Here is an 18,606-nt window from a genome sequence, read left to right as displayed (position 1 = left end):
TCAGAGCGGGACGAACAGCAGCAGCAGAGCGATCAGCAGCGAGAAGATGCCGAGCGCTTCGGTCACGGCGAAGCCGAAAATCAGGTTGCCGAACTGGCCCTGGGCAGCTGCCGGGTTGCGCATGGCTGCTGACAGATAGTTGCCGAAGATGAAGGCCACGCCGATGCCGGCGCCGCCCATGCCGATGCACGCGATGCCCGCGCCGAGAAACTTAGCTGCTTGCGGATCCATTTTTGACTCCTTCGAAGAAAGACAGGTGTGGGTGGAAAAGCACCCGGATCACTCAGTGTCCAGGGTGAATGGCGTCGTTGAGGTAGATACAGGTCAAGATCGCAAACACATAGGCTTGCAGGAACGCGACCAGCAGTTCGAGCGCGGTGAGCGCGACGGCAAGCGCCAGCGGCATGACGCCGCCGATCCAGCCGACCACGCCAAGAGACGCACCGAGCATGGCGACGAAGCCGGCGAACACTTTCAGCGCAATGTGGCCGGCCAGCATGTTCGCGAACAGTCGAACGCTGTGCGAGACCGGTCGCAGGAAGAACGACAGCACCTCGATAGCCATGACCAGCGGCAGGATGTAGCCCGGCACGCCCGAGGGCACGAATACTTTCAAGAACTTCAGGCCGTTCTTGTAGAGGCCGTAGATCAGGACCGTGAAGAACACCAGCAGCGCGAGCGCCGCCGTGACGATGAGGTGGCTCGTCACGGTGAACGTGTAGGGAACGATGCCTACGAGGTTCGAGACGCAGATGAACATGAACAGCGAGAAGATCAGCGGGAAGAACCGCATGCCATCCGCCCCGGCCGTGCTCCGGATCATGCTGGCCACGAACTCATAGGAGAGCTCGGCCACCGACTGCAGGCGCCCCGGAACCAGCTGCCTGCCGCTGGTGAGCAGGAGCAGCGCAATGATCCCTACCGCGACGAACATGTAGAGAGAGGCATTGGTGAAGGCGATCGTGTGATCGCCGATACGGCCGATCGTGAAGAGCGGTTCGACGTTGAACTGGTGGATCGGGTCGATTTTCATCCGCGCGGCATCTCTCGTCTGCTGAACAAGCCGACCGGTCAAGATCGGTCAGCCAGCTGTGCCGGCGAGCGGCACGACAGTTAACCTGGCCAGGCCAATTACGAACCACCGCGCCTGTTCGAACCCGCGCCTGCCGTTCTCACCACATTCACCACGCCGGCGACGAAGCCCAGCAGCAGGAACGCGATAAATCCGAAAGGCGACGTCGACAGCAAGTGGTCGAACCCCCAGCCAATCCCCGCTCCGACAGCGACTCCGGCGATCAACTCCGAGGATAGCCGGAAACCAAGCGCCATCGCCGATGCTCTGGCCGCTCCGTCTCCACCGTCACCTGTGGGTTGCTCGGTCTTGATCCGGCGGTCGCGAAATTCGGACAACCTCTGATCAAGACTTCCGAGCCGTTCGGAAAGCGCAGCTTCCTCGGACGATCTATCGCGATCTCCATTCTCGCCGTGCCCCGTGCCCTGTGTCATGCAACGAAGACCCGAAACGCAGCGGCTGAATGGAAATTACGCCCGCCACCCTCAAAAGCCGCGCGGACCATACTGATGGCTTATAATCAAGTCAAGCCAAGTCACGATTTGTCGCTTTCCCGTATGTAACTGATTTATTTGACATTATTGACGAGCACAGCAGCGCTGCACACAGCGTGACGCCGCACCGCAGCACCAGCTGTCTGCATGAGGATGCAGCCGCCATTTCGCCGCGCTGGCGGGATCAAAGGGACGCTCGCCATCGTTGATCTCGAATAATGCGTTTTGGACGACTGATGACCGCGGCGGGGTGTAGAATTGCGGAAAGTGCCACCTGCGCGTCGACGGAGAGCGCAATGAGACCTGTGACGTCATCCACAACATCATGGCTCGCGGCCGCGACATTCGCCGGGGTGATCGTCCTCAGCGGCGGCTTCGTCGCCGCGCAATCCGCGCCGGACGGCGAAAACGGCCGTTACAGCATGACGCCGATCCCTGAGGGCGTGTTGCGGCTCGACACCCGCACCGGCACGGTGTCGACCTGCACCAGAAACGGCGGCGGCTGGGCCTGCTATGCGGTGCCTGACGAACGGTCCGCACTTGATGCCGAGATCGGCAGGCTTCAGGCCGAAGTGGAGAAGCTGAGGGGCCAGCTCGCGGCCGGGCCGAGCGTGTCGGGCAAGATCGACGAGCCGATGCCGAAATCTGATTCGCTCAAGAAGCCCGAGCCGAAGATCGCCGAGGGCGAGCGCAGGATCGAGATCCCGTTGCCGAGCGACCAGGATATCGACCGCGCGATGTCGTTCCTGGAACGGGCCTGGCGCCGGCTGATCGACATGGCCAACCGCGTGCAGAAGGACGTGTCGGGGAAGATTTGAGAGAGCTCTCTCTCGGTGTCGTCCTGGCGGAAAGCCAGAACCCATACGCCGTGGCGGCACTGTGTTTCGCGATGTCCGTTGCCACCTCTCGTCACAACGAGCGTTTGGGGTAATGGGTCCTGGCTTTCTCCTGGACGACTCTACGAGAGGCCTTTGATGACATCAGGCAAATCCGTCACGCGCTCGGCACCATCATCCGTGCAAGCCACCACCGTCACATCGTCGCTGCTCACCGTGCAGACGCCGGGCCGCGGCTTCACCGATCTCACGGGCGAGGCAGCCAAGTTCGTCAATGAAGCCCACGCCCGAGACGGCGCGCTGACGCTGTTCATCCGCCACACCTCAGCCTCTCTGACGATCCAGGAGAACGCCGATCCTTCCGTGCTCGTCGATCTCACCACGGCGTTGTCCCGACTCGCGCCGGAAAATGCGCCCTGGACTCACGATACCGAGGGGCCCGACGACATGCCCGGGCATATCAAGACGATGCTGACGCAGACTTCGCTTCAGGTCCCGGTCCTGAACGGCAAGCTCGCGCTGGGGACCTGGCAGGCGATCTATCTGATCGAGCATCGTGCTCGTCCGCACCGTCGCGAGATCGTGCTGCAATTCATCGGCAGCAATCGGTGACCCCATAAATAAAACCGGCCGCGGAGACCGCGGCCGGTTCGTATGGCTTGAGATCGGTGTCGTCGATCAGTTCGCCTTGATGTCGACGTCCTTGGTTTCCGGCAGGAACAGGGCGCCGATCACGACGGTAATCGAGGCGAAGATGATCGGGTACCAGAGGCCGGCATAGATATCGCCGGTCGAGGCCACGATGGCAAAGGCGGTCGCCGGCAGGAGGCCGCCGAACCAGCCGTTGCCGATGTGGTAGGGCAGCGACATCGAGGTGTAGCGGATGCGGGTCGGGAACAGTTCGACCAGCATCGCGGCGATCGGGCCGTATACCATGGTGACGAACAGCACCAGGACGAACAGCAGTCCGATGATCGCCGCCACCTGCGGACGGAAGACGTCGAACGGATGCGACATCTTCACGATGCCGGTGTCACCTGCCTTCGGGTAGCCAGCTGCCTGCACCGCCGCGAGGACGGCCGGGTTGCTGTCCTTGGCGTTGGCGTAGGGCACTTCCTTGCCATTGACCATTACCTTTACGCCGGAGCCGGCCGGGCCAGGCGTGGTCGAATATTTGACCGACGACTGGGACAGGTAGGCACGTGCGGTGTCGCAAGGCGAGGTGAAGACGCGGGTGCCGACCGGGTTGAACAGATCGCCGCAGCCCGCCGGGTCGGCCACCACGTCGACCTTGACCGTCTCGATGGCCTTCTCCAACGCCGGGTTGGCGTTGGTGGTGATCATCTTGAATATCGGGAAGAAGGTGAGGGCCGCGATCAGACAGCCGCCGAGGATGATCGGCTTGCGGCCGATCTTGTCGGAGAGCATGCCGAACACGATGAAGAAGCCCGTGCCGAGCAGCAGCGACCATGCAATCAGGAGGTTGGCGGTATAGCCGTCGACCTTCAGGATCGATTGCAGGAAGAACAGCGCGTAGAACTGGCCGGTGTACCAGACCACGCCTTGGCCCATCACGCCGCCGAGCAGGGCGAGCAGCACGAGCTTGCCGTTCTGCCAGTTGCCGAAGGCCTCCGTCAGCGGCGCCTTCGAACCCTTCCCCTCTTCCTTCATCTTCTGGAAGATCGGCGATTCGTTGAGGCGGAGCCGGATCCAGACCGAGATGCCGAGCAGCAGCACCGAGACCAGGAACGGAATGCGCCAGCCCCACGCTGCGAAGTCGGCCTCACCGAGCGCGGTGCGGGTGAACAGGATCACCAGCAGCGACAGGAATAGGCCGAGGGTTGCCGTGGTCTGGATGAAGGAGGTGTAGAAGCCGCGCTTGCCGTTCGGCGCATGCTCCGCGACGTAGGTCGCCGCACCGCCATATTCGCCGCCGAGCGCCAGACCCTGGGCCAGACGGAGCACGATCAGGATGATCGGGGCCGCGATGCCGATGGTCGCCGCGTTGGGCAGCAGGCCGACGATGAAGGTCGACAGGCCCATGATGAGGATGGTGACGAGGAAGGTGTATTTGCGGCCAACGATGTCGCCGACGCGGCCGAACACGATCGCGCCGAACGGGCGGACCAGGAAGCCCGCGGCAAACGCCAGCAGCGCGAAGATGTCGCGGGTTGCCGGCGGATAGGCCGAGAAAAACTGTGCGCCGATGATGCCGGCCAGCGAGCCGTAGAGATAGAAATCGTACCACTCGAACACGGTACCGAGCGAGGAGGCGAGAATGACGAACCGTTCGTCCTTCGTCATCCCTCCCGCGCTCGTCTGAGATACAGCCACTGTCGACATGTTGAGTCGCTCCCCAAAAAAATGCGTTTCCCTCGCGCCCCAGACGTCCGGACGTGCCGGATCAACCCAGGTCTTGGCGACAAGGTAACATCGCCGTGAAACCCGCCCCAATACGACTTTCGGCCTTGCGCACGGACGCGCACCGGCATTCTGGAAGTGAGGGCCCGGCGCACAATCCGTGACGCCGGGGATTAACCCCTTTGCAGCAAAGGGATAATGTGCACTTGCATGCCACGGCCGGTCGGGGAAGAATTGAGGTCTGCCGGTCTGTTCGCCGGCCCGGCGTGAACGACAGCAAGAGAACGATGAACGCTCCTTCCACCCATCTCGTCATCGCCGATGACCATCCCCTGTTTCGCGACGCGCTGCGGCAGGCGGTGGCTGGCGTCCTGACCTCGGCCAGAATCGACGAGGCCGGATCATTTGAGGATCTGACCAAGCTGTTGGAACAGACCCCCGACGTCGATCTGGTCCTGCTCGACCTCTCGATGCCCGGGATCTCCGGCTTTTCCGGCCTGATCTATCTGCGGGCGCAATATCCGGCGATTCCGGTCGTGATCGTCTCGGCGTCCGACGACATCGCGACGATCCGCCGCTCGCTCGATTTCGGCGCCTCCGGCTTCATCCCGAAGCGCTTCGGCGTCGAGACCCTGCGCGACGCCATCCTCAAGGTGATGGAAGGCGACGTCTGGGTTCCCGCGGACACCGATCTGTCGGCCGCCGCCGACCCCGACATGACGCGCCTGCGCGACCGGCTGGTGACGCTGACGCCGCAACAGGTCCGCGTCCTGATGATGCTGTCGGAGGGCCTGCTCAACAAGCAGATCGCCTACGAGCTCGGCGTCTCCGAGGCCACCATCAAGGCCCACGTCTCCGCTATCCTGCAAAAGCTCGGCGTCGAGAGCCGCACCCAGGCCGTGATCGCCGCCGCGAAAATCGCCGGCGGCCAGTGGAAGCAGGGCACGCCGACGGGGTGAGAGGCGCTACAACGTCATCAGACGCGCGTTGGCGGCCCGGATATCCGCCGTTTCGGCGCCCTCGCTAAGACCTTCGAGCGCTGATCGCAGCAATCGCTTCGCTTCTTCGCGCTGCCCGCGTTCGGCAAATAGCGCGGCGAGATCGATTGCAGCCCGCATCTCCCAGGCTTTTGCGCCTTGGCGACGGCTCAAATCCAGTGACTGCATGAAACGGGCTTCGGCCTGATCGGCCCCGGGCTCTGGCAGCAACAACAGGACTCTGCCCTTCATCCGCAGCAGCTCGGGCATGTAGAGATGATCGCCGCTTCTCTCGACGAGACGGATCGCATCGTCGATCAGGCATGCGCTCTGCTCGGTCTGTCCGAGTGCCAGCAAGCCCTGCACCATCGCGATGTTGAACGTCGTGGTGAGCAGCTCGTAACCGGAATCGTGGAGCTCGCGCAGGCAGGACTTGATCGTCTCGACGCCATCGGCGGCCTCACCCCGCCGGATTGCCAGCTCGCCTTTGACGCCTCGGCCGACCGCAAGGTACGGGCCCATCGAGCGCGCCTCGGCAAGCGCGATGAATCGGTCGATGCTCTCCTCAGCTCCATCGAGGTCACCGTCCCAGAGATCGATCGACACCGCCCAGATCAGCGCGATGCAAAGTGTGATCGGATGATCCATCTGCGCGGCCTCCGCGACCGTCTGCCGCGCCAGCTGCCGCGCATCTGCCGGCCGGCCCTGCAGCCAATACTCTCGCGCGAGCGAGATGCCGGCCCGGTTACGATGATCGAAGCCGTAGACCGTGCTGATCCGTTCCGTGCCGGGTCCATGCCAGGCGGCCTCCAGCATCGTCAGCGCGTCGCGATGCTCGCCGGCCAGGTGCAACGAGACGCCCAGAAGCGAATGGGCGAGCGCAGCCGAGGCCGCGTCGCCGAGGGCCTCGGCGACGATGAGGCTCTGCTGGGCATAACCGAGCGCGGCGTCGAACTCGCCCATCCGCTCGTGGAAGATGTGCATGCGGCCGAGCAGCTGGAGCTGGTTCGGCGCGTCGCCACGCGCCTCGGCGATCGCAAGGCTCCGGCTCAGGGCGGCGCGTGCCGCTTCGCTGCCGCCGCGCGTGAACATCAAGGTGAGGCCGAGGGCCGCCTGGATGTGCATCTCCTCGGCACTCCCCTGCGAGGTGGGGCCGATCGCACGCAGCGCCCGTTCCGACCAGCGCCGGCATTCGATCAGCAGCGACATTGCGAGAAAGATCGGTGCCGCTGCGGCGGCGAGCGCGATGCCGATCTTGATGTCGCCGCCCGTGCCGAAGCACCAGTCCAGCGCGGCGCGCACGTTGTGAAGGGCGGAGAAGTGCACCGCCCGCTCGTCGGCGCTCGGCACCGTCGCCCATGTCGAGCCGGCCTGCTCCAGCCATTGCCGGTAATAGTTGGCGTGACGCGCGGCGAGCGCCGCGTCATCAGGCGCGATCTCGAGCAAATAGGCGCGCGTGGTGTCGAGCAGCCGGTAGCGCATCATGGCGCCGATCGGCCGCGGCGCGACCATGGACTTGGCGACGAGGCTGTCGATGGCGTCGAACAAATGGGAGCGGTCGACGCGATCGTCCGGCACGACTTCGAGCGCGGCGTCGATGGTGAAGTGCCCGGCGAATACCGCAAGCCGTCGCAGCACCTGGCGCTCGGTGTCGGACAGGAGCCCGTAGCTCCAGTCCAGCGTCGCCTGCAGTGTCTTCTGTCGCGGCGGCGCGGTGCGTTGTCCCTGCCAGAGCAGATTGAGCCGCTCGTCGAGCAGCGTCGCCGTCTGCTGCAGGCCATAGGCTTCGACCCGGCCGGCGGCGAGCTCGATCGCCAGGGCCATGCCGTCGAGCTTGCGGCAGATTCTCGCGATGATTGCGGTGTTGGCATCGTCGAGCGCGATCTGCGCGCCGCTCGCCCTGGCGCGTTCGAGGAAGAGTTGAAGTGCGGGATAGGTTCGCGCCGCAGCGACAGTCAGTCCGGACTCATCAGGCGGAACGGCGAGCGGCGCCAGTCGATAGACCTGCTCGCCCTCGACCCGCAGCGCTTCGCGGCTCGTCGCCAGGATATGGACATGCGGCGCGGCGTGGAAGATCGCCGCAGCCAGCGGCGCCACAGTGGCGATGACGTGCTCGCAATTGTCGAGGATCAGCAGCATCTTCTTGTCGCTGACATGCGCGAGCAGCGCGGGCAGGGGATCATCGGTCTGCGCCGGCAAGCCCAGCATCAACAGAATCGAGGTGATCACGAGATCGGGATCGCTGAGCGCGGCGAGATCGACAAAGTGCGCGGCGTCGTCGAAGGTTCCGAGCAGGTCGTGTGCAATCGCGACCGCGACGGCAGTCTTGCCGACGCCGCCGGGGCCGACAATCGCGACGAAGCGCGAGGTGATGAGCTTGTCGGAGATCGCCGCGATCGCATCGTCGCGCCCGACCATCCGTTGCAGCCGGTTCGGCAGCTTCACGGGCGGCAGGTCGAGCTGGGGCGCCGGGCTCCGCTCTGTCCGGCTGGCCGCCTGCGAGATCGGCGCCACGAAGCAATAGCCGCGACCGGACAGCGTGGTGATGTAGCGTGCGCCGTCCTTGCCGTCGCCGAGCGCCTTGCGAAGGGCTGCGATGTGAAAGCGGAGGCTGGCTTCTTCGACGGTCAGGCCCGGCCACACCAGTGCCATCAGATCCCATTTGCTGACGACCTGGTTCGGCCGCGACATCAGCGCGATCAGAATATCGAAGGCTTTCGCGCCGAGCGGTAGCGCGACGCCATCGCGCGTGATCAGCCTTTCATGCGGCGTCACATTGAATGGCCCGAACGATAGGGTTCCCGTCGCAGGCCGGGCCGGCTCAGTCATCACGAAATCCTGATCCTTTCGGGGGTCTCGATAGCCAGACGGGTGCGATCAGGCAAGTCGTGGCTCCGCATCGGCATCAGACCGTGGATGCAGGCCTTATGAGCCGCGCGAGGTGAGACCTCACAACTTCTCACAACTCCCAACGGGTGTCCTGGAGCAGCCGCTGCTAGTCAGTTACGCAACGGAAAGGACAGCCTCATGACGCAAGCGGCAAAACTGGTCTACACGGGCAGGACACACACCAGCGGCGGTCGGCACGACGGCACATCGCGCAGCTCCGATGGTCGCCTGGATGTCAAATTATCGCCGCCGGGCGGCGCAGGCATCGGCACCAATCCCGAGCAATTATTCGCGGCGGGCTGGTCGGCGTGTTTCGAAGGTGCGATGGAGAAGGCGGCGCGCAATCGGAAGATCGACCTTCCCAGGAAGACCGCGATCGATGCGGAGATCGATCTCGTGCTCGACGACGGTGGCTACGCGCTGAGAGCGCGCCTTAATGTCAGTCTCCCGGGTCTCGACCCCGAGATCGCGCGCGGCATCATCGATGACGCGCATCAAACCTGTCCCTACTCCAAGGCCGTCCGCAGCAACATCGACGTCACGGTCGCGCTGATCTGACGCACCCCTCCCACCATCAAACAAGGACCAGCACCATGAACCAGATCATCGACCAGCACCGCCGCAATTTCTTTGGTGTCGCCGCCGGAACCGTTGCCATGGGGCTCGGCGTGATCGACCTCGCCCGCGCCGAGACGGGGGCGCCGCGATCTTCCGCATCGAATGCGTCGTTCGGCGCGATCAAGCAGATCGATGCCGGTGTCCTCAATGTCGGATATGCCGAGGCGGGTCCCTCGAACGGTCCGGTGGCGATCCTGCTGCATGGCTGGCCCTACGACATCCACGCCTTCGTGGACGTCGCGCCGATCCTGGCAAAGGCCGGCTATCGCGTGATCATCCCGTACCTGCGCGGTTATGGCAGCACGCATTTCCTCTCCGGCGAGACACCGCGCAACGGCGAGCCTGCTGCGATGGCCGCCGACATCATCGCGCTGATGGACAAGCTCGATATCAAGAAGGCCGTCGTCGCCGGCTTCGACTGGGGCGCGCGCACGGCCGACATCATCGCTGCGCTATGGCCGGATCGCTGCCGGGCATTGGTGTCGGTCAGCGGTTATCTGATCTCCAGCCAGGCCGCGGGCAACGCGCCGCTGCCGCCGTCGGCCGAGCTGCAATGGTGGTATCAGTTCTATTTCGCCACCGAGCGCGGCCGCGCCGGATACGAGAAGTACACGCATGATTTCGCCAAGCTGATCTGGAAGCTGGCATCGCCGCAGTGGAAGTTCGACGACGCCACCTTCAATCGAAGCGCCGCGGCGCTCGATAACAAGGATCATGTCGCGATCACGATCCACAATTATCGCTGGCGCCTGGGGCTCGCGCAGGGCGAGGCAAAATACGACCATCTCGAAAAGAAGCTCGCGGCGGCTCCCGTCATCGACGTGCCGACGATCACGATGGAGGGCGACGCCAACGGCGCCCCGCATCCCGATCCGAGCGCCTATGCCAAGAAGTTCTCGGGCCGCTACGAATTCCGCCTGATCACCGGCGGCATCGGCCACAATCTGCCGCAGGAAGCACCGGAAGCCTTCGCCAAGGCCGTCATCGACGCCGATGGCGCCTGAGCATCTGTCAGCACCTCGGTCCAGCCAGGCTGGACCGAGGATCGCCCGTTGTAACCAGCTTGATGAGACGTCATGACACCCGCCGAACCCGAGACAAAGAAATCTCCTTACGCCACGCTGATCGTGCTCGCCGCGATCCTGATCGTCGTGCTCCTGACCTGTGTGCCGTATCTCGTCACGATCGCGTCTGCGGAGGGCCCGGGGGAAAAGAGCGCCGCCGATGCCTCGCCGATCTTCGGCGTCACGATTCCTCCCGGCTACAAGCAGTGGGAGCTGATCGCGCCGGCCGAAGAGGCGGCGCCGCTCGACGAGCTTCGCGCCGTGATCGGCAACCAGACTGCGATCGATGCGTATCAAGCCGGCAAGCTTCCGTTCCCTGATGGCACCATCCTGGTCAAGCGTGCCTGGAAGCGGAAACAGTCGCCGGAGTTCGCGTCCGCGACGATTCCCGGTGCCGCCACCACCGTCCAGGTGATGGTGAAGGATTCCAAGAAATATGCCGCGACAGGCGGCTGGGGCTTCGGCCGCTTCATCAACGGCAAGCCGGTGGACGAGGCCCAGCACCGCACCTGCTTCGCGTGCCATGAAGCGCGGGCCAAGGCACGCGATTACGTCTTCACGCGGCTCGCGCCTTGAGGCGACCGTCATGAAGACATGGTTCGTCAGCGGCGCCTCGCGTGGACTTGGCCGCTCCATCGTGGAAGCCGCACTCGGGGCGGGGAATCGCGTGCTCGCGTCGGCGCGGGACCCAAAGCCGCTCGAACCGTTACTTGGGCGTTTCGGTGAAAGGCTTCGACTGGCAACACTCGACGTGACCGATGAGGCGGCAGCGCATGCGGCGGTCGGTCTCGCCGTGGAGACGTTCGGCGGCGTCGATGTCGTCGTAAACAATGCCGGTTACGGCGATCTCGGGTCGGTCGAGGACACCAGCCTGGACTCGTTCCGGCGGCAGATCGAGGCGAATTTGATCGGCACCATCATCGTCACCAAGGCGGCGATCCCGGTGCTGCGTCGGCAGCGCAGCGGGCATATCGTGCAGGTCTCGTCCGTCGGCGGCCGGATCGGTGCCCCGGCACGTGCGGCTTATTCAGCCGCGAAATGGGGAATCGAGGGCTTTTCGGAATCGCTAGCGCGCGAAATGGCGTTGATCGGCGTGCACGTGACGATCGTCGAGCCCGGCGGTTTCCGCACCGGCTTTGCCCAGGCCGCGCACGCAGCGGACGAAGGACGCCCGGAGTACGATGCCGTGGTCGGTGCTGCGATCAGGATGCAGCGCGATTACGATGGCCGCCAGCCCGGCGACCCCGCCAAGGCCGCGGCCGTCGTGTTGAAGCTTGCGGACATGAACCGTCCGCCTCTGCGGATCGCGCTCGGCAGCGATGCCGTGAATGCGATCGCCGCGGCCGATAGGCTTCGTCTCGAAGAGCTCGAGACGTGGCGACCGCTCAGCGTCTCGACCGACTACTGATCTCCGCGCCCTCACTCCGCCGCCACCATCTGCTGCGTGCGCCACTGGCCGAGCAGGGCGCGGAGCGAGGCCGGCTTCACCGGCTTGTTGAGCACGGCGACCTTCTCGTCGCGCGCGGCAATCTGCACGGCGGGGCTGCGGTCGGCGGTGATCAGGATCGCGGGAATGCCGTCGCCGAAGCGGCGGCGGATCTCGCGGATCGCGGCGATGCCGTTACCGCGGTCGAGGTGATAGTCGACGAGGAGGCCGGTGACGCGACGACCGGCTGCTTCGATCGCGGCGATCGCGCCTTCGGGATCGGCGACGGCGATCACCTCGGCATCCCAGGCCTTCAACAGCGTGCGCATGCCGTCGAGGATCGCCGCATCGTTCTCGATGCAGACGATCAGCGCGCCCGAGATCGGCGTGCGCGCCAGCGGCGTCGCGCTGGTCACGGCCGCGGTGTGGGTGACCGCCTTCGCCGTCGGCACCGTCACGGAGAACACCGAGCCGCCGCTTCTATTGCTGTCGATGGCGATGCCGTGCTTGAGCACCCGCGCCAGCCGCTCGACGATCGAGAGCCCGAGGCCGAGGCCGCGTGCGATTCGCGCGCCCTGCTCGAGGCGATGGAATTCCTTGAAGATCTCGCCGCGCTTGACCGGCGGGATGCCGACGCCGGTGTCGTAGACGGAGATCTTCAGCGACGAACCCCGGCGGCGGCAACCGACCAGCACCCGCCCGCGCGGGGTGTATTTGATCGCGTTGGAGATCAGGTTCTGGAGCAGGCGCCGCAGCAGCAGCCGGTCCGACTCGACCGGGAGCGAGCAGGGCACGAAGGTGAGCTCCAGGCCCTTGGCGCGCGCAATCGGCGCGAACTCGATCTCCAGCGAGCGCATCAGATCGGCCATCTTGAAGCTCGTGATCGAGGTCGTCATCGCGCCGGCGTCGAGCCTGGAGATGTCGAGCAGCGCGCCCAGGATCTCCTCGATTGCCTGCAAAGATTCGTCGATGTTCTCGGCCAGCCGCGTCTCCTCGCCATTGTGCTGGCGCTCGACGAGGCTGGTGACGTAGAGCCGCGCCGCGTTCAACGGCTGCAGAATGTCGTGGCTGGCGGCGGCGAGGAAGCGCGTCTTGGAGATGCTGGCATCCTCCGCCGTGCTCTTGGCCTGCGCCAGCTCCGAATTCAGCCGCGTCAGCTCCTCGGTGCGATCGCGGACACGCTTTTCCAGCGTCGCGTTGGCCCGCTCCAGTGCTTCCGCCGCCTCGAATGTCGGTGTGACGTCCGTGAAGGTGATGACGAAGCCGCCGCCGGGCATGTGGTTGGTGAGCACCTCGATCACCATGTGGCGATCCGGCAGGCGTTCGAGATAGGGCTCGCTGTCGGTGGTGTAGGCGGCCAGCCGCCGCTCCAGCATGGATTCGCGCTCGACCGGGTCGTCCGGATCAGCGACGCCGATGAATTCCAGGATTTCGCGAAGCGGCGTGCCGAACTGGACGAAATGCGGGGGAACGTTGAGGAGGTCGCCGAACTGCCGATTGGAGCAGATCAGCTGCAGATCGGCATCGAACACCGCGATGCCCTGGCGCACGTGATTGAGCGCGGTCTGGAGGATCTCGCGGTTGAAGTGCAGCGCCGCATGGGAATCGTCGAGCAGCTTCAGTGCGGCCTTCGCCGAGACTGTCCGCTTGCGCAGCAGCAGCGACATCACGAGTCGCGAGGAGGCCGCGCCGATCGAGGAGGCGATCAGGTGCTCGGCGTGCTGCAACAGCTCGAAATCCGCGGGCGCCCCCGGCTCGAGCCGGACGTTACGCCGCGCCGAGAAGGCCTCGAACGAATGCCGCGCGCGGTCGGGCCCGAGATATTGCGCCACCGTGGTCTGGATGTCCTGCACGGTGACGGTGGTGCGCCAGCGGCGGAAGCTCGGCGTGATGGGCGCGAGTGTGTTGGGCACGAACAGATCGGCCTGCACGAGCTCGATGGAAGACGGCCGGCGTGCCAGCGAGAGCAGCACATAAGTGAGGACGTTGAGAGACAGCGACCAGATGACGCCGTGCATCAGCGGCGGCAGGTCGGCGCCGAACAGCGCCTGCGGCCGCAGCGCCTCGATCCCGAACGGGCCGTGCTGGAGCCACAGGATGCCTGACGTCGAGGCGTCCATGAAGCTCGGCAAGAACAGCGTGTAGAGCCACACCAGGAAGCCGACCAGCATGCCGCCGATCGCGCCCCGCGCGGTCGCGCGCCGCCACAACAGTCCGCCGAAGAAGCTCGGTGCGAGCTGGGCGATGGCGGCAAAGGACAACAGGCCGATCGCGGCAAGCTGGGTGTTGCCGAGGGCGCGGTAGTAGAAATACGCCATCACCATGATGGCGAAGATTGCAAGCCGCCGCGAGCGCAGCAGGAAGTCGCTGAAATCGGCGCCGCCGGTGCGACCTTCCGGGCGCCGTTGCAGCACCAGGGGCACCACGAGGTCGTTCGAGACCATGATGGAGAGCGCGACGCATTCGACGATCACCATGGCGGTCGCGGCCGACAGCCCGCCCACGAAGACCACGACGCTGAGCAGGTCCGCGCCGTACTCGATCGGCAGGGCGAGCACGTACATATCGGGATCGGCGGCGCCGAACGGGAAGGTGACGAGACCGGCCAGCGCGATCGGGATCACGAACAGATTGATGGCGACGAGATAGAGCGGGAACAGCCAGCGCGCGCGGCCGACCTCGGCGTCGGACGAATTCTCCACCACGCTGACATGGAATTGGCGCGGCAGCAGCATGATCGCGCACAGCGACAGCAGCGTCATGGTGAGGAAGTTGCCGATCGACGGCGAGTAGTTGATGGCGCGCACCGCCTCCGGCGTCTTCATCGCGCGCTCGATCAATTCCTGCGGCGAGAACATCCAGAAGGTGACGAAGATGCCGGCGGCGAGGAAGGCGACCAGCTTGATGATGGATTCGGTTGCGATCGCCAGCATCAGGCCGTGCTGGTGCTCGGTGGCGTCGGTCTGGCGGGTGCCGAACAGCACCGCGAAGGCCGCCATTGCCAGCGTCACCATCAGCGCCATGTCGCCGAGGATCGGGATGTGGGAGAAGGCCTGGTCTTCGCTCAGGATCGTACCGAGCGAGGAGGCCACCGCCTTGAGCTGGAGCGCGATGTAGGGCACCGAGCCGATGATGGCGATCAGCGCTACGGTGGCCGCTACCGCCTGGCTCTTGCCGTAGCGTGCGCCGATGAAATCGGCGATCGAGGTGATGTTGTGGGCCTTGGCCAGCTGGATCACGCGCCGGAGCACGCCGGCGCCGAGCCCGATCATCAGGATGGGGCCGACATAGATCGCCAGGAAGTCGGTCGAGGTGCGGGTGGCGAAGCCCACCGAGCCGAAGAAGGTCCAGGAGGTGCAGTAGATCGCCAGCGACAGCGGGTAGATCAGCCCGGACGCACGGCCAGGGCCGGCCAGCGAGCGGCGGTCGCCGTGGCTCGCCACCAGGAACAGAAAGCCGATGTAGCCGAAGGCGGCGGCGATCACGCCCCAATCGTGCAGCATGGCGAGCGTGTGTCTCCCTGGGCGCGCGCGCCCGATCCCATTTTCCCTGCAAATCTAGCGCGTTGGGCGGGGGGAGGCGACAGCGAAATACCGTGTAGGCGGAGGAACTGGGGTTGTCGTTAAGGTGGGAAGTCCGGGTGTTCCTCGCGGAAAGCCAGGACTTGTAACCACAGGATGCCGTCTGTGGGCACGCGATAGCTCCAGCGGCCTGGACAATCCGCAATCGGGGTAATGGGTCCTGGCTTTTCGCCAGGACGACCCGGAGCTACTCCGCCGCCAGCGACTTCTGGCGCAGCGGCAGGCCGAGACGATCCCAGACTTGCAGCAGGGCCTCGGCGAGCTGATCGATCAGGCCGTCGTCGTGGTAGGGCGAGGGCGTGATGCGCAGCCGTTCGGTGCCCTTGGCGACGGTCGGATAGTTGATCGGCTGGATGTAGATGCCGTGCTCCTCGAGCAGCAGGTCGGAGGCTTGCTTGCACTTTTCGGGATCGCCGACGAACAGCGGCACGATATGGGTGTCGCTCGACATCACCGGCAGGCCCGCCGCATTGAGGATCGCCTTGACCCGGGCGGCGCGGTCCTGGTGGCGCTCACGTTCCCAGTTCGAGGTCTTCAGATGCTTGATCGCAGCGGTCGCGGCCGAGCAGATCGCCGGCGGCAGCGCGGTGGTGAAGATGAAGCCCGGCGCGTAGGAGCGCACGGCGTCGATGATCTGGCCGTTGCCGGCGATGTAGCCGCCGAGGCAGCCGAACGCCTTGGCCAGCGTTCCCTCGAGGATGTCGATGCGATGCATGACGCCGTCGCGCTCGGCGATGCCGCCGCCGCGCGGGCCGTACATGCCGACGGCGTGAACCTCGTCGACATAGGTCATCGCGCCATATTTCTCGGCGAGATCGCAGATCTTCGCCAGCGGCGCGACGTCGCCGTCCATCGAGTAAAGGCTCTCGCAGGCGATCAGCTTGGGCCGGTTCGCACCCGCAGCCTTCAGCTTGTCTTCGAGATCGGCAAGATCGTTGTGGCGGAACACGACCCGCTCGCAGCCGGACTGGCGGATGCCCTCGATCATCGAATTGTGGTTGAGCTCGTCCGAGAGGATCAGGCAGTTCGGAATGAGTTTTGCGATGGTGGCGATGCCGGTCTGGTTCGAGACATAGCCCGAGGTGAACAGCAGCGCGGCTTCCTTGCCGTGAAGGTCGGCGAGCTCGGCTTCGAGTTGCACCAGCGGATGATGCGTGCCGGCGATGTTACGGGTGCCGCCTGCGCCGGTGCCGACGCGCGTTGCAGTCTCGACCATGGCGCCGACCACCTTCGGGTGCTGGCCCATGCCGAGATAGTCGTTCGAGCACCAGATCACGACGTCGCGCCGGCCCTTGGGCGAATGCCAGACCGCATGCGGGAACCGGCCGGCCGTGCGCTCGAGATCGGCGAACACACGGTAGCGCCGCTCGGTATGGAGACGGTCGAGGGCGGAATTGAAGAACTGGTTGTAATCCATCGGCAAAACCTGCAGCGGAACCTGGCCCGAGGCGGCCGTTCATTTTTTAGAGCTTTTCCAGCTCCGATGTCTATGCGCCTGCGCACATTTGAGGCGAGGCGGGCGTGCCAATTGATAACGCCCGGCCGGCGGCGATTGTTGATTTGCATCAAGCGCCTAGCACGGCCTGTGGGGGACCGGAGTTTCCCGGGGGTGGCAGGGGCTGGCATGGACATTTTGTCCATGGCGCGGCTGTCGTCCATGATCGCGGCGCCGGTCGCACCGACGCGGCCCAGATGAAAGCCGACATGTGAAAGGAAGCTCCGATGCAACGCGTGATGATCCTGAACGGTCCCAACCTCAACATGCTCGGCATCCGCGAGCCGCACATCTACGGCACCACGACGCTGGCGCAGATCAATGCGAGCTGCGAGGAAGTCGCCGCGAAGCTCGGGCTCGCGCTCGCCTTCCACCAGTCCAACCATGAGGGCGCGCTGGTCGATCTGATTCAGTCGGCGCGGCAGGATGCCGACGCGATCATCATCAATCCGGCAGGCTTTTCCTTCACCTCGGTGGCGATCATGGACGCGATCAAGACGTTCGAAGGCCCGGTGCTGGAAGTCCACATCTCCAACATCCACGCCCGCGACGAATATCACCGCCACTCGAAGATCTCGTTCGTAGCGACCGGCGTGATCTGCGGGCTGGGACCGTTCGGCTACATTGCGGCGCTGCACGCGATTGCAAATATGAAATGAGATCCGCTCCCTCACCTCGCTTGCGGGGAGAGGCGAAAAATCACGTTGTCCGAAACTGCAGCACGCCGTCTTGCGTCTCCGCCGTCAGCCGGCCCTCGACGATCATGTAGTTGACATGGGCGACGAGCTCGCCCGCGGCGAAGCCCATCTGGTGCTCGTCCAGCACGTGCTTGTTGAACACGACGGGCACGAGGGCGCGCGAGGTCTGCGGCACCTCGCGGCAGGCCTCCGCGATCAGGCGGCAACGCTCCTCGTGATGATCGGCGAGTTGCTTGATGCGGGTCTTGAGCCCATAGAACGGCACGCCATGGCCGGGCAGCACCAGCACGTCGTAGGGAAGCGTCGTGGTGAGGCTGGCGAGCGAGGCCAGATATTCGCCCAGCGAGTTCTGGTCGGGCTCGACCGCCCAGACGCTGACATTCGGCGAAATCTTGCTCAGCACCTGGTCGGCGGAGAGGAACAGCTTGTCGTCGGCACAATACAGCATCACCTGGTCGAGCGCGTGGCCGCCGCCGGTGATCACCTTGAAGCGGCGCGAGCCGATCACGACGTCGTCGCCATGGGAGATCCGTCGGTAGGACGGCGGCAGCACCGAGACGCGCTTGAGATAGTCCTGGCCGCGACCGAGCAGCTTTTCGGTGAGCGACTCGTCCATGCCATGACGGCGGAAGAACAGCCGCTGCGCCTCGCGCCGCTCTTCGGTGCCGCGGTTCTGGTGATAGACCGATTGCAGATATTCGACCTGCGACATCACCAGCGGGCAATTGAACCGTTCGACGATCCACCCCGCGAGCCCGACATGGTCTGGGTGCGAATGCGTGACGATCAGGCGCGTGATGTTGACGCCCTTCAGCGGCCCGTCGAACAGCTTCGTCCAGGCCTCGATCGTCTCTTCGTTGCCGAAGCCGGCATCAATCATCGCGTAGCCGTCGCCATCGGCGAGCAGGTAGATGTTCACGTGGTTGAGGCGGAACGGCAGCTTCAGCCGCGCCCACAGCACGCCGGGCCGCACCTCGACCACCTGTTCGGGGCCGGGATGCTGCTCCCAGGGGTAGCGCAAGGCCTCGGCCGAGGACTGCGCGATGTCGGTTTTCGCGTTCATGCTACCGGCTTAAACCCGCCGCGCGCGGCGCG

At 64.9% G+C, this 18,606-nt stretch carries 16 protein-coding genes; 8 read left to right on the top strand and 8 right to left on the bottom strand.

Features of this window, described 5'->3' with window-relative positions; all coding sequences use genetic code 11:
* The 3 genes from BCCGELA001_RS33865 to BCCGELA001_RS33855 form a co-directional block, all read right to left on the bottom strand.
* Entirely contained in the window at positions 1-231 is a 231-nt protein-coding gene (locus BCCGELA001_RS33865; protein WP_008541273.1) for a F0F1 ATP synthase subunit C, read from the bottom strand.
* 52 nt (positions 232-283) lie between these two features.
* Positions 284-1,033 (bottom strand): F0F1 ATP synthase subunit A, encoded by a 750-nt coding sequence (locus BCCGELA001_RS33860; protein ID WP_060737269.1) that lies wholly within the window; start codon positions 1,031-1,033, stop codon positions 284-286.
* A 98-nt stretch (positions 1,034-1,131) separates the two neighbouring features.
* Positions 1,132-1,506, bottom strand: coding sequence for an AtpZ/AtpI family protein (locus BCCGELA001_RS33855; RefSeq protein WP_008541282.1), 375 nt, complete (start codon positions 1,504-1,506; stop codon positions 1,132-1,134).
* A gap of 356 nt (positions 1,507-1,862) precedes the next feature.
* Here BCCGELA001_RS33855 and BCCGELA001_RS33850 point away from each other — a divergent pair, with 356 nt between their 5' ends.
* Entirely contained in the window at positions 1,863-2,384 is a 522-nt protein-coding gene (locus tag BCCGELA001_RS33850; protein WP_060737268.1) for a hypothetical protein, read from the top strand.
* 156 nt (positions 2,385-2,540) lie between these two features.
* On the top strand, positions 2,541-3,014 hold the full coding sequence (locus BCCGELA001_RS33845) for a secondary thiamine-phosphate synthase enzyme YjbQ (protein ID WP_060737267.1): 474 nt from the start codon (positions 2,541-2,543) through the stop codon (positions 3,012-3,014).
* Positions 3,015-3,080: 66 nt separating this feature from the next.
* On the opposite strand, the gene BCCGELA001_RS33840 is transcribed toward BCCGELA001_RS33845, so the two are convergent.
* A complete protein-coding gene (locus BCCGELA001_RS33840; RefSeq protein WP_193409752.1) occupies positions 3,081-4,706 on the bottom strand; it encodes an MFS transporter in 1,626 nt (541 codons plus the stop codon).
* Positions 4,707-5,050: 344 nt separating this feature from the next.
* Between BCCGELA001_RS33840 and BCCGELA001_RS33835 the strand changes: the two genes are divergently transcribed.
* Entirely contained in the window at positions 5,051-5,722 is a 672-nt protein-coding gene (locus BCCGELA001_RS33835; RefSeq protein ID WP_008541291.1) for a response regulator transcription factor, read from the top strand.
* Between the two features lie 6 nt (positions 5,723-5,728).
* On the opposite strand, the gene BCCGELA001_RS33830 is transcribed toward BCCGELA001_RS33835, so the two are convergent.
* Complete coding sequence (locus BCCGELA001_RS33830; protein WP_060737265.1) at positions 5,729-8,569, bottom strand: ATP-binding protein; 2,841 nt, start codon at positions 8,567-8,569, stop codon at positions 5,729-5,731.
* Between the two features lie 198 nt (positions 8,570-8,767).
* On the opposite strand from BCCGELA001_RS33830, the gene BCCGELA001_RS33825 reads away from it, so the two are divergent.
* From BCCGELA001_RS33825 to BCCGELA001_RS33810, 4 genes are all read left to right on the top strand, one after another.
* A complete protein-coding gene (locus BCCGELA001_RS33825) occupies positions 8,768-9,187 on the top strand; it encodes an organic hydroperoxide resistance protein (RefSeq protein ID WP_008541294.1) in 420 nt (139 codons plus the stop codon).
* Between the two features lie 35 nt (positions 9,188-9,222).
* Positions 9,223-10,251, top strand: a complete 1,029-nt coding sequence (locus BCCGELA001_RS33820) for an alpha/beta fold hydrolase (RefSeq protein WP_008541295.1) — start codon at positions 9,223-9,225, stop codon at positions 10,249-10,251.
* 72 nt (positions 10,252-10,323) lie between these two features.
* A complete protein-coding gene (locus BCCGELA001_RS33815; protein ID WP_008541297.1) occupies positions 10,324-10,887 on the top strand; it encodes a cytochrome P460 family protein in 564 nt (187 codons plus the stop codon).
* A gap of 10 nt (positions 10,888-10,897) precedes the next feature.
* Positions 10,898-11,719, top strand: coding sequence for an SDR family NAD(P)-dependent oxidoreductase (locus tag BCCGELA001_RS33810; RefSeq protein WP_060737264.1), 822 nt, complete (start codon positions 10,898-10,900; stop codon positions 11,717-11,719).
* A gap of 11 nt (positions 11,720-11,730) precedes the next feature.
* On the opposite strand, the gene BCCGELA001_RS33805 is transcribed toward BCCGELA001_RS33810, so the two are convergent.
* Positions 11,731-15,240, bottom strand: a complete 3,510-nt coding sequence (locus BCCGELA001_RS33805; RefSeq protein WP_060737263.1) for a PAS domain-containing hybrid sensor histidine kinase/response regulator — start codon at positions 15,238-15,240, stop codon at positions 11,731-11,733.
* Positions 15,241-15,505: 265 nt separating this feature from the next.
* Positions 15,506-16,735, bottom strand: a complete 1,230-nt coding sequence (gene hemA / locus BCCGELA001_RS33800) for a 5-aminolevulinate synthase (RefSeq protein WP_060737262.1) — start codon at positions 16,733-16,735, stop codon at positions 15,506-15,508.
* 305 nt (positions 16,736-17,040) lie between these two features.
* Here hemA and aroQ point away from each other — a divergent pair, with 305 nt between their 5' ends.
* Positions 17,041-17,472 (top strand): type II 3-dehydroquinate dehydratase, encoded by a 432-nt coding sequence (aroQ, locus tag BCCGELA001_RS33795; RefSeq protein ID WP_060737261.1) that lies wholly within the window; start codon positions 17,041-17,043, stop codon positions 17,470-17,472.
* A gap of 40 nt (positions 17,473-17,512) precedes the next feature.
* Here the strand turns inward: aroQ and BCCGELA001_RS33790 are convergent, their stop codons facing one another.
* Positions 17,513-18,574: an MBL fold metallo-hydrolase gene (locus tag BCCGELA001_RS33790; RefSeq protein ID WP_008541309.1), complete on the bottom strand. Its 1,062-nt coding sequence runs from the start codon at positions 18,572-18,574 to the stop codon at positions 17,513-17,515.
* Positions 18,575-18,606 lie beyond the last annotated feature (32 nt).

The organism is Bradyrhizobium sp. CCGE-LA001 (assembly GCF_000296215.2).
Taxonomy (GTDB): Bacteria; Pseudomonadota; Alphaproteobacteria; order Rhizobiales; family Xanthobacteraceae; genus Bradyrhizobium.
This window is presented reverse-complemented; position numbering and strand designations above follow the sequence as displayed.